Source organism: Halanaerobium sp. MA284_MarDTE_T2 (genome assembly GCF_003337245.1).
Lineage (GTDB): Bacteria > Bacillota > Halanaerobiia > Halanaerobiales > Halanaerobiaceae > QPJE01.
Map to the genome: position 1 here is coordinate 107,538 of NZ_QPJE01000005.1, position 13,094 is coordinate 120,631.

General features: G+C 33.2%; 16 protein-coding genes, 1 pseudogene, 1 riboswitch and 1 other annotated feature (1 of these 19 only partly in view). All 17 genes and pseudogenes read left to right on the forward strand.

Annotated elements, in window-relative coordinates; all coding sequences use genetic code 11:
• Positions 1-35: a binding site (T-box leader), on the forward strand; it begins 167 nt to the left of the window's first position.
• Between the two features lie 61 nt (positions 36-96).
• Positions 97-2,592, forward strand: a complete 2,496-nt coding sequence (gene leuS, locus DFR78_RS04085) for a leucine--tRNA ligase (RefSeq protein ID WP_114457566.1) — start codon at positions 97-99, stop codon at positions 2,590-2,592.
• A gap of 203 nt (positions 2,593-2,795) precedes the next feature.
• A complete protein-coding gene (locus DFR78_RS04090) occupies positions 2,796-2,972 on the forward strand; it encodes a ferritin family protein (protein ID WP_114457567.1) in 177 nt (58 codons plus the stop codon).
• Positions 2,973-3,104: 132 nt separating this feature from the next.
• Positions 3,105-3,509, forward strand: coding sequence for a hypothetical protein (locus DFR78_RS04095; RefSeq protein WP_114457568.1), 405 nt, complete (start codon positions 3,105-3,107; stop codon positions 3,507-3,509).
• Between the two features lie 79 nt (positions 3,510-3,588).
• Positions 3,589-3,867, forward strand: a complete 279-nt coding sequence (locus DFR78_RS04100; RefSeq protein ID WP_114457569.1) for a hypothetical protein — start codon at positions 3,589-3,591, stop codon at positions 3,865-3,867.
• Positions 3,842-4,366, forward strand: coding sequence for a methyl-accepting chemotaxis protein (locus tag DFR78_RS04105; RefSeq protein WP_199505547.1), 525 nt, complete (start codon positions 3,842-3,844; stop codon positions 4,364-4,366). The genes DFR78_RS04100 and DFR78_RS04105 overlap by 26 nt, the downstream gene beginning before the upstream one ends.
• A gap of 177 nt (positions 4,367-4,543) precedes the next feature.
• Positions 4,544-4,777: a ferrous iron transport protein A gene (locus tag DFR78_RS04110; protein WP_114457571.1), complete on the forward strand. Its 234-nt coding sequence runs from the start codon at positions 4,544-4,546 to the stop codon at positions 4,775-4,777.
• On the forward strand, positions 4,777-6,633 hold the full coding sequence (feoB, locus tag DFR78_RS04115) for a ferrous iron transport protein B (protein ID WP_114457572.1): 1,857 nt from the start codon (positions 4,777-4,779) through the stop codon (positions 6,631-6,633). Before DFR78_RS04110 ends, feoB begins: the two co-directional genes overlap by 1 nt.
• A 29-nt stretch (positions 6,634-6,662) precedes the next feature.
• The gene (locus DFR78_RS11915) at positions 6,663-6,824 is read left to right on the forward strand and encodes a hypothetical protein (protein WP_158531708.1); all 162 of its coding nucleotides are present in this window, start codon (positions 6,663-6,665) and stop codon (positions 6,822-6,824) included.
• A gap of 45 nt (positions 6,825-6,869) precedes the next feature.
• Positions 6,870-7,337 carry a SoxR reducing system RseC family protein gene (locus tag DFR78_RS04120; protein WP_114457573.1) on the forward strand — a complete coding sequence of 156 codons (468 nt, stop codon included), beginning with the start codon at positions 6,870-6,872 and terminating at the stop codon, positions 7,335-7,337.
• A 140-nt stretch (positions 7,338-7,477) separates the two neighbouring features.
• On the forward strand, positions 7,478-8,851 hold the full coding sequence (locus tag DFR78_RS04125; RefSeq protein WP_114457574.1) for an MATE family efflux transporter: 1,374 nt from the start codon (positions 7,478-7,480) through the stop codon (positions 8,849-8,851).
• A gap of 71 nt (positions 8,852-8,922) precedes the next feature.
• Positions 8,923-9,417, forward strand: coding sequence for a BsuPI-related putative proteinase inhibitor (locus DFR78_RS04130; RefSeq protein ID WP_114457575.1), 495 nt, complete (start codon positions 8,923-8,925; stop codon positions 9,415-9,417).
• A gap of 704 nt (positions 9,418-10,121) precedes the next feature.
• Positions 10,122-10,385 (forward strand): ATP-binding cassette domain-containing protein, encoded by a 264-nt coding sequence (locus tag DFR78_RS12330; protein ID WP_147267748.1) that lies wholly within the window; start codon positions 10,122-10,124, stop codon positions 10,383-10,385.
• Positions 10,280-10,504, forward strand: coding sequence for a hypothetical protein (locus tag DFR78_RS11985; protein ID WP_199505549.1), 225 nt, complete (start codon positions 10,280-10,282; stop codon positions 10,502-10,504). The genes DFR78_RS12330 and DFR78_RS11985 overlap by 106 nt, the downstream gene beginning before the upstream one ends.
• A gap of 173 nt (positions 10,505-10,677) precedes the next feature.
• Positions 10,678-10,783: riboswitch (glycine riboswitch) on the forward strand.
• Positions 10,784-10,923: 140 nt separating this feature from the next.
• Positions 10,924-11,289 carry a GrdX family protein gene (locus tag DFR78_RS04140; protein ID WP_114457576.1) on the forward strand — a complete coding sequence of 122 codons (366 nt, stop codon included), beginning with the start codon at positions 10,924-10,926 and terminating at the stop codon, positions 11,287-11,289.
• A gap of 26 nt (positions 11,290-11,315) precedes the next feature.
• The gene (locus tag DFR78_RS04145; protein ID WP_114457577.1) at positions 11,316-11,633 is read left to right on the forward strand and encodes a co-chaperone YbbN; all 318 of its coding nucleotides are present in this window, start codon (positions 11,316-11,318) and stop codon (positions 11,631-11,633) included.
• Between the two features lie 22 nt (positions 11,634-11,655).
• A complete protein-coding gene (locus DFR78_RS04150; protein WP_114457578.1) occupies positions 11,656-12,942 on the forward strand; it encodes a glycine/sarcosine/betaine reductase component B subunit in 1,287 nt (428 codons plus the stop codon).
• 59 nt (positions 12,943-13,001) lie between these two features.
• A pseudogene (locus DFR78_RS04155) lies at positions 13,002-13,094 on the forward strand (glycine/sarcosine/betaine reductase complex selenoprotein A); the annotation flags it as partial.

Sequence of the window (13,094 nt, forward strand, 5' to 3'; positions counted from 1 at the left end):
TTAGGGTGGTACCACGGATTTAATCCGTCCCTGTTTTTTTCGGGGGCTTTTTTTTAATTTAAAAATTCAAATATATTATAAGGAGTGTGAGTTGTATTGCAGGATTTTTATCCATTTAATAAGGTAGAAAAAAAGTGGCTTAAAAGATGGGAAGACTCTGATCTTCACAAAACAGGAGAGGATCCAGAAAAAGAAAATTATTATGTTTTAGAAATGTTTCCATATCCTTCGGGGAATCTTCATATGGGACATGTCAGGGTATATTCTATTGGAGATGTGATAGCAAGATACAAGAGGATGCAGGGTTATAATGTTCTTCATCCTATGGGTTGGGATGCTTTTGGTCTTCCAGCAGAAAATGCAGCTATCAAATATGGAAATATTCATCCTAAAGAATGGACCTGGGATAATATTGCTAATATGAAGAGGCAGATGAAAGCAATGGGATTAAGTTATGACTGGGATAAAGAGGTGACTACTGCCGCAGAAGATTACTATAAATGGACACAGTGGTTTTTTGTTCAGATGTACAAAAATGATCTGGCTTATAAAAAAGAGTCTGCTGTAAATTGGTGTCCCAGCTGTGAAACTGTGTTGGCAAATGAACAGGTGGTAAATAATGCCTGTGAAAGATGCGGCACAGAGGTAAATATGAGGGAATTAGAACAGTGGTTTTTAAAAATTACTGATTATGCGGAAAGACTTTTAAATGATCATGATCTTCTGGATAACTGGCCGGAAAAAGTTAAAATTATGCAGAAAAACTGGATTGGCCGCAGTGAAGGTATGAGAATCAAGTTTCCCATAAAAGATATGGATGAAGAGTTGGAAGTTTTTACAACAAGACCTGATACCCTCTATGGTGCCACATATATGGTTTTGGCACCAGAACATCCACTTATAAAAGAGATGACAAAGGGTACAGAAATGGAAGCTGAAGTTAAAGAATTTATAGAAAAAGCAAAAAAGCAGAAAGAGATGGAAAGAACATCTCCACAATCAGAAAAGCTGGGAATTTTTACCGGTGGATATGCAATTAATCCTGTAAATAATGAAGAAATTCCAATTATGATCGCTAATTATGTATTGATGAGCTATGGTACCGGCGCAATAATGGCAGTTCCGGCCCATGACCAGCGTGATTTTGATTTTGCACGAAAATATGACCTGCCTATTAGAGTTGTAATTCAGCCTAAAGATAGAGAAGAAATTCTTGCTTCAGAAGAAATGGAAACAGCATATGATGGTGATGGTTATTTGATTAATTCTGAACAATATAATGGTTTGAGTGTTAAGGAAGCATTTGATAAGATGGCTGAAGACTTTGAAAAAGAGGGAATAGCTGAGCTGGAAGTTAATTACAGACTGAGAGACTGGCTGATTTCCAGACAGAGATATTGGGGGGCTCCAATACCTGTAGTATACTGTGAAAAATGTGGCACAGTTCCTGTGCCAGAATCTGATCTACCTGTCGAACTTCCTCATGATGTAGAATTTAAACCTACAGGTGAATCACCACTTAAATATGTTGACAAATTTGTTAATACTACCTGCCCTGATTGTGGTGGCCCGGCCAGAAGAGAAACAGATACAATGGATACTTTTGTGGATTCATCCTGGTACTTTTTGCGCTACTGTGATTCTAAAAACGATGATTTTCCTTTTAGTAAGGAAAATGCTGATAAATGGTTTCCAGTAGATCAATATGTTGGTGGAATAGAGCATGCTATACTGCATCTGCTTTATTCTAGATTTTTTACTAAAGTTGTTCATGATATGGACATGACAGAAGCAGTTGAACCATTTACTAACTTGCTTGCACAGGGTATGGTGCTTAAAGATGGTGCTAAAATGTCGAAATCTAAAGGTAATGTAATTGATCCAGAAGAAACATTAGAAAAATATGGTGCAGATACTGCAAGGTTATTTATACTTTTCGCCTCACCGCCAGAAAAAGATTTAGAGTGGAGTGACAAAGGAGTTGAAGGTGCAGAAAGATTTTTAAACCGTGTATGGAGGTTTGTAACAGAAAATATAGAAATCATTAAAAGTGGATCATCTGACATAAGTAGAGATAATCTTGATAAAGGTGGGAAAAAACTTTATAGGACTCTCCATGCCAGTCTTAAAAAGGTTACTGAAGATGTTGGAGAACGGCTTAATTTTAATACTGCAATAAGTGCAATTATGGAGCTTACAAATGAAGTTTATTCATATTTAAATGAAAGGGAAGCAGCAGATATTAATAAAGCACTTTTAAAAGAAACTGCTGAGAATATTCTTTTAATGTTGGCTCCATTTGCACCATTTATTACAGAAGAACTGTGGGAGAAGCTTGATAAAGAAAAAAGTATTCATCTGATGAGCTGGCCGGAATATGACAGGTCAGCCCTTGTAAGAGACGAAATTCCAATTGTCATTCAGGTTAATGGTAAAGTAAGGGATAAAATTTCTGTTGATTCCGATATATCTGAAAGTGATCTAAAAACTGCAGTTCTCAATCAGGATAAAATAAAGTCCTATCTAAAGGACAGTGAACTGATAAAAACGATAGTAATTCCAAAAAAACTTGTTAATCTAGTAATTAAATAATCTTAATATAGTTCTTTTGCTCTCCTGAATAATAGATGCTGTATCGGCTCTTAACAGGAGAGCTTTTTGTTTAATAGATTATTTATTTATTTTTTACAATAACAAAGGATATCATAATTTTTTAGTGAAGAAATATATTGATTAAAAAACTTATATTTATGGTATTTTATGTTTTTTTTATTCAATAAGAGAGGAGATATATAATGAATAAAGTGCTTGAAGGTATTTTAGAAGCTATCGATGATGAAATTGCTGCACAAGAAAAATATAGAAAATTAAAAGAGCAGACAGATGATAAAAAAGCAGAAGCTTTATTTGATCAGCTGATAAAAAATGAAATCAGCCATGAAAACTTTTTCGTTCAAGATATGCAGCATTAAAAGAATATATGACAGATTGATATATCTATTTTAAAATATCAATATTCCAAAATTTGTTTAACTCGTCTAAAAAAAGGTTTTAAAAATATGCATTTTAATCGTTTGTAGTTGTAAAGTGGGGGGGAATAGTAGGTGCAGAAAGAAAATTTTAATATTAAAAAACTGGTTGTATTGCTGTCTGTATTTTTATTTTTAACAGTTATTTTTTATTATATATTTACTTTTAATTTTATTTATATTATTTTTTTTATTACAGCATCACTAATATTTTTTAATTATTTGCTGGATAATTTATTGAACAGGATTAAGATTTTAAAAAATGAGATAAAAGAAAAAAATAAAAACATATTTGATTTAGAAGAAAATATAAAAAGAAAATTTAAAAAAGCTAGAGATGTTCATCAGAGGATGCTGCACAAAAAACTTCCTGAAACTGGAGAAATTATAGTCAGCACCTATTATCGTCCAGCTGAATATATTGGAGGAGATTATTGCAATGTGATAGAGATTGATCATGAATCAATGAGTCCTTTTTGATCAGTATCTGGTTTATTATTTTGATGTTTCTGGACATGGAATCGACAGTACACTTTTAGCTATTTTTATAAATGATACAATGGTAGATACATTAAAGAAATTAATTTTCAACATCAATGATAATTCCGATGCGGTTGTAACTGCTGCTGGAGAATTGAATATTGTTTCTGAGGAAACTGGTAAAAGTTCTGAGGAAATTGCTAACAGTATTACTGAAGTTGCACAGGGCAGTGAAGATATAGGGAGAGAAATAACAAATATGAAAACAGCAGCTGTGCAGCTTGATAATGAAGGAAAAACTTTAAAAGAAAATGCTGATCAGAGCCTCAAAGTTGCAGACCAATCTTCTAGCACTTAATGCCGCTATTGAGGCTGCAAGAGCAGGGGAAAAGGGAAGAGGTTTTGCTGTTGTTGCAGAAGAAATAAGAGAACTAGCTGAAGAATCTTCTGAAGTAACAACTAAGATTACCAGTTTAATTGAAGATATACAGTCTGAGACAACTGCTACTGTAAATTCTATGGATACAAATATTGAGGAAGTAGAAAAACAGATTTCTATAATTAATCAAGCAGGAGATTCTTTGAATCAAATGGTTGAAGCTTCCAATAATACTAAAAATAAAGTCAATGAGATGAAGAATTTTGCTAATAAATTGGATGATATCATTGATATGATCAATCATTCTGTTGATTCTGTCGGCAGTGCGGTAGAAAACAATTCTGCAAGTGCTGAAGAGGTATCAGCTCTTGCAGAAGAGCAGAGTGCAACTGTTGAGCAGATATCTGCTTCTGCAGATGAAATGGAAAATATGGCACAGCATTTAAGATCCCTTATAGAGAAGTTTAAATTAGAATAAAATGTTCACACAGCTCATATTTATGGTTGATATTTATGTTCAATTATGAACATAAAACTGAAATATGGGCTGTGCTTTTTATACCTGACAAAAACTCTAGTATTTTTATCAAATATATATTGACATTGATAATCGTTTTCATTATAATGAATATAGAATATATTAGGAGGTAAAAAAATGACCCTCGCAGATATTAAATATGGTGAAAAATTTATAATAGAAAAAATAAATGATAAAAATACAAGGATGCAGGCACTTCGTTTTGGAATAGGTGAAGGGTCTGAAATAGAATGTGCAGGTCGTCTTCCAGGTGGACCTGTAATTTTGAAGAAAAATCTGCAGGAAATAGCGATTGGAAGAAAAATGGCGGAAAAAATATCTATTAAAGAGAAAGAGAAGGAAATTTTTTAATGGATCAGGGCAGCCAGATAAATATAGACAGCAATATTGAGGCTGAGAAAAAAATTGTTCTTGCAGGTAATCCTAATGTAGGTAAATCAATATTTTTTAATTACTTGACAGGAATATATGTTAGTGTTTCTAATTATCCCGGAACTACACTTGATATCAGCAGTGGTAGGATGGGAAATTATGCTGTATATGATACACCTGGAGTTTATGGAGTGGGCTCTATAAATGATGAGGAAAGAGTAGCCAGAGATTTTATTATTTCTGCAGATATAATAATTAATGTAGTAGATGCAAGTCATCTGGAAAGAGATTTATTTTTAACACAGCAGCTTATTGATATGGATAAAAGAGTTATTGTTGCTCTAAATATGATGGATGAAGCGGAAAAAAATAATATTGAAATAGATATAAAAAATCTAGAAAATAAACTAGGTGTTCCGGTTGTACCAACTGCTGCTGCTAAAGATAGAGGCCTTTTTGAGCTGAAGGAAAAAATAGATTCAGCCTGCAGAGGAAATAAAATTTTTTCAGAAGATAATAAATTAAACCAGTTATATAAAAATGTCAGTACTGATACAGGCTCATCTCCAGAAGCTGTTATGCTTCTAGAAGAAGATGAGTCTATGGTATCTAAATATGGAGCTGATTATCCTAAATTAAGAGAAGAAATATATACATTGAGAAGAAAAAGAGTTGATATGATAACTGCTGAAATTGTCAGCTATAATTTAACACAAAATAGTTTTGCTGCATCGATTGCCCAATATATGGTTAAACCAGCAACAGGTATTCCTATGCTGTTAGCCCTTTTATTTTTAATTTATCAGTTTATTGGAGTTTTTGTGGCACAATATGTTATAGAATTTACTGAAGGCTGGTTTTTTATGGGGTATTATGAACCTTTTATTAGATCAGTTATTTCTTCAACATTGGGTCTAGATAATTTTATTGGAAATTTGTTGGCAGGAGAATTTGGAGTTTTAACTATGTCGGCAACATATATATTTGGCCTATTAATGCCGCTTGTAGCTGGATTTTATTTAATGCTTTCTATTTTGGAAGATATAGGTTATCTGCCCAGAATAGCTGTTCTTGTTGATAAATTTCTGCAAAAAATTGGACTAAATGGACGCGCAATAATTCCGATGCTGCTTGGTTTTGGCTGTGTTACTATGGCTACTATTACTACAAGATTACTCGGCACAAATCGGGAAAGAATTATTGCTATATTTTTGCTTGGACTTGCTATACCATGCTCAGCACAGCTAGGAGTAATAGCTGGTTTGATTGCAAAATTGGATTTATTTTATGTTGTAGTTTATGTTCTTACTATTTTTATTATTTATGTACTTGCGGGAACATTTCTCAATAAAGTGTTACCTGGTGAGTCAAGTGATTTGTTAATAGATCTGCCTCCAATAAGGCTGCCAAAAATACTTAATGTGCTTAAAAAGACATATCAGCAGACAGCTGCATTTGTCAGAGAGGCTGGCCCAATTTTTGTTCTTGGTGCAGCATTGATAACGATCATGGAAACTACTGGATTTTTAAATACAGTTATCACTTTCACTAGTCCACTTATTACCGACTGGCTTGGTCTTCCTGCAGAAACTACAACAGCATTTATTATGGGAATAATTAGAAGAGATTTTGGGGCTGCTGGTTTAACTTCGATTTCTCTTACATCAGATCAGATTACAGTTTCTCTAATTACACTGACTTTATTTGTACCATGTATTGCTGCAATGATGGTAATGATTAAGGAAAGAAGTCTAAAAGAAGCAGTTTATATCTGGTTTGGAAGCTGGATAACAGCTTTTATTACAGGTGGTATAGTTAATTTACTTATATTTTAATTTTACAAAATTATTTAAGGAGAATCTTTATGAAAAACTGCAGTATAGATAATGATAAACTAGAACAGGAAATAACATGTCCAACTTGTGGTCTCAAAATAAAAGAAATCAAAAAAATAAAATGCCCTAGATGTAACAGCTATATATTTTCTAAATGTTCTGAGTGCAGAAGATGCAGTCTATTTAATTGATTTTTCTTTCCGCTCAAAGTATAATATATTAAATGAGGTGAAACTATGAAGGAATTTGCCAAAGTTTTAAAAAATGAAAATAATAAAAGTCTTGTACGGATAGAAAGAGCTTCTGCCTGCAGTAAATGTAATAAACAGTGTCTGCTGGGGGAACAAAGCCATGAAATTGAAGAAATGGAGGTTTTGGTTGATGATCCAATTGGAGTAAAACCTGGAGAAACAGTTATACTTGAGATGGAGGCTAGACCGATTTTATTTGCTTCTATGATTGTTTATCTTGTTCCAATAATTGCACTTATTATGGGATATTTTGCAGGTATATCATTGTTTTTTGGATTTATCGTTAATGAAGAAATTGCGGGTATATTAGGATCAGTTGTATCTTTTCCTCTGTCATTTTTGATATTAAGGCTTTTTGATTTAAAAGCAAGTTCCAATAACCGCTATCATCCGAAAATAACAGAAATAGTGAAGGATGATACTCTTAATTTTAATGAACAGTGTGAAGTTTAATATTTTTCCGTTCAAATAAAGTGTAGAGTTTTTTTGACTTTTAGACATCATTCAATTTTTTTATAAAGAAGAATAAAATAATCAGATAGTCACCTATAATTAGGAAAATTTAGAGATAGAAAATTGAGAAGGTGGATTTAGTGTCAGCAGAAGAAAAAGGACTTGAAAAGGCAGTTATAGGGGAAGATATTTCAGCAAAAAAATTAATATTAAAACTTGCCTGGCCGGTTATAGCCGAGCAGTCGCTTGCAACAATTACATATATTGTAGATATGATGATGGTTGGGCGTTTGGGAGCTTCTTCTGTTACAGCAATTGGTCTGACAATGCAGCCGCTATTTTTTTCTACTGCGTTTGCTTCAGCACTTGGAGTAGGTACAACGGCACTGGTATCCCGATTTGTTGGTTCCAATAAAGTCAAAAAAGCAGGAAATGTTCTGCAGCAGTCAATTTTAATGGCAGGGGTAATAAGTTTCTTGATTGCTGCTTTTTTTTATTTAAGTGCTCCTAATATACTTTCACTTATGGGAGCAGATCAGGAAGTTAACAAACTTGGAACAGGTTATTTTAGAATTATGATGCCTGGCTATGTGTTTATGGTAATTGGATTTATAATAACTGCTGCACTGCGGGGGGCAGGAGAAACAAAACTTCCCATGAAAGTAAACATAGTGGTGAACATTGTTAATGTGGTTGGTAATTATCTACTTATATTTGGAAATTTTGGTTTTCCAGAACTTGGTTTAAACGGAGCTGCTATTTCTACTACTCTGGCCAGAGCTGGTGGTGGAGTTATCTTTTTTATTATAGCACTGTCTTCTTTAAGTTCCATTAAAATGGAGTTTGAAAAATTCTTTAAATTAGATTTTGAACTTTTAAAGAGAATTTTAAAAATTGGCATTCCTACTGCAATGGAGGAATCAGTAAGACGTTTTGCTCAGCTGCTTTTTGTTAGAGTAATTTCTTCTCTTGGAACTACTGCTTTTGCTTCACATCAGATTGCAAATAATGCAGAGTCGATTTCCTATATGCCGGGATTTGGTATTGCTGTTGCTGCAACGACTCTTGTTGGACAAAATTTGGGAGCAGACAATCCGGATGGTGCTGAAGAAGGTACATACGAAGCATGGAAAATAGGTTCATTAATAATGGGGTTTATGGCAGTAATATTTCTTTTTTTCCCCGAATATCTGGTAAAACTTTATACAGATGATCCGGATATTATTAAGCTGGCTTCTATTAACCTCAGAATTATTGCCTTTTCGCAGATTCCAATGGGGACACATTTTATTTTTGCCGGTGCACTAAGAGGGGCTGGTGATACTAAAGCTGTATTTTACAGTACTGCTGTTTCCAGCTGGATATTTAGACTTATTTTAGGTTATATTTTAGTTCATCCTCTGGGGCTGGGGCTTAAAGGTGCCTGGATTGCAATGGTTATTGACTGGATTATGCGGGGAAGTTATGTTGTTTACAGATTTAGAAGTGGACGCTGGAAATTTATTGATGTTTAATTTCGGATTTCAGCTTATTAAAATCTATTTTTAAAACAAAATTGTAATTCAGTTTATCAAAGGGGGTTAATATGGGTAAAAAGAGTATTGTTTTTATTTTTATATTAGTATTTGCATTTTTATCAGTAAATTTTGTTTCAGCTGATTCTGATTCGGATAATATATCTAAAGATGAAAAGATTAAAGTGGAGATGATTTTAGAAGAAACTACATTTTCAAGAACAGATAAAGAGGAAATTGTATTTAAAATTAGTAATATAAACAGTGAGGATATCAAATTAATTTTCACTTCAAGTAAAAAATTCGATTTTTATTTATTTAATCTCGATTATGAGTTATCCGAGATCATAAAAAACTATAAGTATTCTGCTGTCTATCAGTGGTCAGCAGATAAAATGTTTAGACAGGCATTTCAGGAAATAAAACTTCCGTCAGGAGATAGTTTGTCGTTTAATGTTAATTTAAATTTTACAGATATACCTGAAGGGGAATATCTGCTGATGGGAGAACTGCTTTCTCAAAATTATATAATTCAAAGTTCGATAATAAAAGTCACAGTTAAATAGTGAAGGGAAAAGAGAATAAGGATGGTATAAATATTGTTAATTATATAATTGAAAATTCAGAATATTTTTATTTTAAAAAAGGCTTGTATTTTCTCATAAGTAAATATGATGTGTACACAAAAAGGGTATTTGCGGAACATTAGGCATTTTTTGTTAATCAACCTTAAGCAGTGCTTGTACGAATTAGTTAAATACGTAGTGCCTGTGGTGCAATTTTAATGAGTTAAAAAGAGAAATAAGACCTCAGCACATGATGTGCTGAGGTAATCCTGAAGCAGGGCGTCTCATTTGATTAGGAAGTCTTTATTTCTCCTGTCAACGAATTTTAGTTTGATCGAAAAATGAGTTAGAGACGCAAATACCCTTTTTGTGGGAGAACCAATATATAATTATAAAAAATTAAATAAAAATTAATAGATAAATCCTGAGAAGGGGAGAGTGGTTTTAATCGTAGAACACAGCAATCCAGAACAGATAAGAGTCTGGACTTAAGATCAAAGTGAAGCGTACCCTGGAGGAGTTTTATCAAAGGTTCATAAACATGACATATAAGTTCACAAAAATGAACAGATAGATAAAAACACAAATCTGTGTTAAAGTTAATGAGTGGATAAATGAAATATGTTTGTCAACTGGAGTGGTAACACGGGCAGTCCTCGTCTCTTATTATTATTAAGAGCGGGGACTTTTTTATATATTTTTTAATGGAGGTGATTAAAATTATTAAATTTAAAGGTGTAAATAAATGGTTTGGAGATTTACATGTTCTAAATGACATTAATTTAGAAATAAAAAAGGGAGAAGTTATTGTAATCATAGGGGCAAGTGGTTCCGGTAAAAGCACAATACTGAGATGTATCAATTGTCTGGAAAATTTTGGGGTTATTATTATAGATACTTTATTAGAAAAAAATCAGATTATAAATATGGAGATTATGGAGAAAAATGGAGCATCTCTTCTGAAGTAGGTAAATTAAAAGCTGTGCTTTTAAGAAGGCCGGCTAAAGAAGTGGAGAATGTTACTGATCCAGCAAAATGGCGCTGGGGCAGTACAGTAGATTCAGAAAAAATGCGCTGGCAGCAATAATTGGTCTACTGGAAAATAAGTATAAAAGTTACAGTATGTAAGGATACCATTTTTGATTTATCTGAATAAAAACAAAAAAAATTTTAAAAATCTATTGACAAAATATATATGTTTATATATAATTATTGATGTAAGGACTTTGTGAAATATTTATCTAAAAGAAAATATGGTGTTTGAAGGATATGGGAGAGAGTATTAAAAAATACCACCGAAGGGGTAAGATCTTTATTTCTCAGCATAAAGATTGAAACTCTCAGGTAAAAGGACCATGTCTGGACACAACTCTGGAAAGTTTGTTTTTGAAAACACCGAAGGAGCACTCTGTTATTATACAGATAATCTCTCAGGTATTAAGGACAGAGCAGTGATGAGAATAGTTTTCTCAATGCTGCTCTGTTTTTTATCTTCAGGAGGAGTTTATGAATAATAAAGTAATTGTAACAAATAATCCACTTATCAAAAAAAAATATAAGGATTTAAAAATAATTTTTGTTGAGGATCTCTCTGATGTGTACAAAAAATGTAGAGATATGGTGCACAAAAACTGGGCACTTATATCTCACCCGCTGGCGGGTAGTGTAAAGCCTGCGCAAAACCCCTACAGAAGTATTGTTTTAGTTTCTGGAGAAAAATTTGATTATTATAGTCTGGAAACTATAGAAAATGCAATTGCAAAGCTTGCACAGTTCAGTCATAACCACAAAAAGAGAGAATATTCAAACAAAATTAAAAAAGATTACCAGGTCATTGATCTAACCTTAATTGACTCTGCCCTGAAGAATTAGATAATTATGAGAAAGGAGGTAATAATTTGTTAGAATTAAGCAAGGATAATTTTGAAAAGGAAGTGCTTCAAGCTGACGGTCTTGTTGCTGTTGATTATTGGAGTGACAGCTGTGATCGCTGTCTTGAGATTATGCCTGATGTTGAAGAACTGGCTGAGAAATATTCAGACAAAGTAAAGTTTGCCAAATTAAATATTAAAGGAAACAGGAGACTTGCAATAGGTCAAAAGGTGCTGGGCCTGCCATCTATAGTTTTTTATAAAGATGGAGAAAAGCTTGAACATCTTTCTGGAGAAGATCTGGAAGTTGAAGATATAGAACAGACTCTGCAGGAAGTGATTTAATTATTAAAGGGAGGTGAAAAATATGAAATTAGAACTTGGTAAGATTAAGATTGATGACATTGAGTTTGCTGATGAAACTAAAGTTTCTTCTTCTACACTTTATATCAATAAAGAAGAGCTGCTGGAACTTATTAGAGAAGACAGCAGAATAATAGATATTAATTTAGATATTGTTCACCCTGGTGATAGTGTACGAATAATTCCTGTAAAGGATGTTATTGAACCCAGAGTAAAAGTTGAAGGAGAAGGAGGAATTTTTCCAGGCTTTATAGCCGGCGAAGATATGGTCGGATCTGGTCGTACTAATGTATTAAAGGGTGCAGCCGTTGTAACTACTGGGGATATTGTAGGTTTTCAGGAAGGTATAATTGATATGTCGGGCCCTGGTGCAGACTATACACCATTCTCTAAAACTCACAATCTTGTAGTTGACTGTGATGTAAAAGAGGATATAAAACAGCATGAACATGAAGAAATAATAAGAATGGTTGGTTTAAAAACTGCTACTTATTTAGGAAAAGCTGCCGTAGATATTGAGCCGGATGAAGTAGAAGTTTATGAACATAAACCATATCTGGAAGCTGCTGCAGAGTATCCGGATCTTCCTAAAGTAGGTTATGTTTATATGCTTCAGAGTCAGGGCCTTTTACATGACACATATGTCTATGGTGTTGATGCAAAAGAAATTATTCCAACTTTAATTTCTCCAACTGAAATAATGGATGGAGCAATTATAAGTGGGAATTGTGTATCTGCCTGTGATAAAAATGCAACATATATTCATTTAAATAATCCTGTAATAGAAGATCTTTATAAGTATCATGGTGAAAAATATAACTTTATTGGTGTAATTATTACAAATGAAAATGTTACACTTGCAGATAAAGTTAGATCATCCAATTATACTGCTAAACTGGCAGAAATGATTGGACTGGATGCAGCAATCATATCAGAAGAAGGTTTTGGTAATCCCGATGCTGATTTAATTATGAACTGTACCAAGCTTGAAGAAAAGGGAATTAAAACTGTGCTTATTACAGATGAATATGCTGGAAGAGATGGAGCTTCCCAGTCCCTTGCCGATGCTGATCCTGCCGGTGATGCTGTTGTAACTGCTGGTAATGCAAATGAAGTTATAACACTTCCTCCAATGGACAGAGTTATTGGACATCAAAAATTTGCTGATATTATTGCAGGTGGTTTTGATGGAAGCCTTGGAGAAGATGGATCAATTTCAGTTGAAATTCAGGCAATTATGGCTTCGACTAATGAATTAGGTTTTAACAAACTTACTGCTAGAGGATATTAAAATATTTATTTTAAAAATTAAAATTTAATTATTCAAAAAATATATGGAGGTGTCAGATAATGCTCGAAGGGAAAAAAGTTGCTATTTTAGGTGACAGAGATGGAGTTCCAGGCCCTGCGATAGAAGAATGTATAAAAACAACAGGAGCTGAG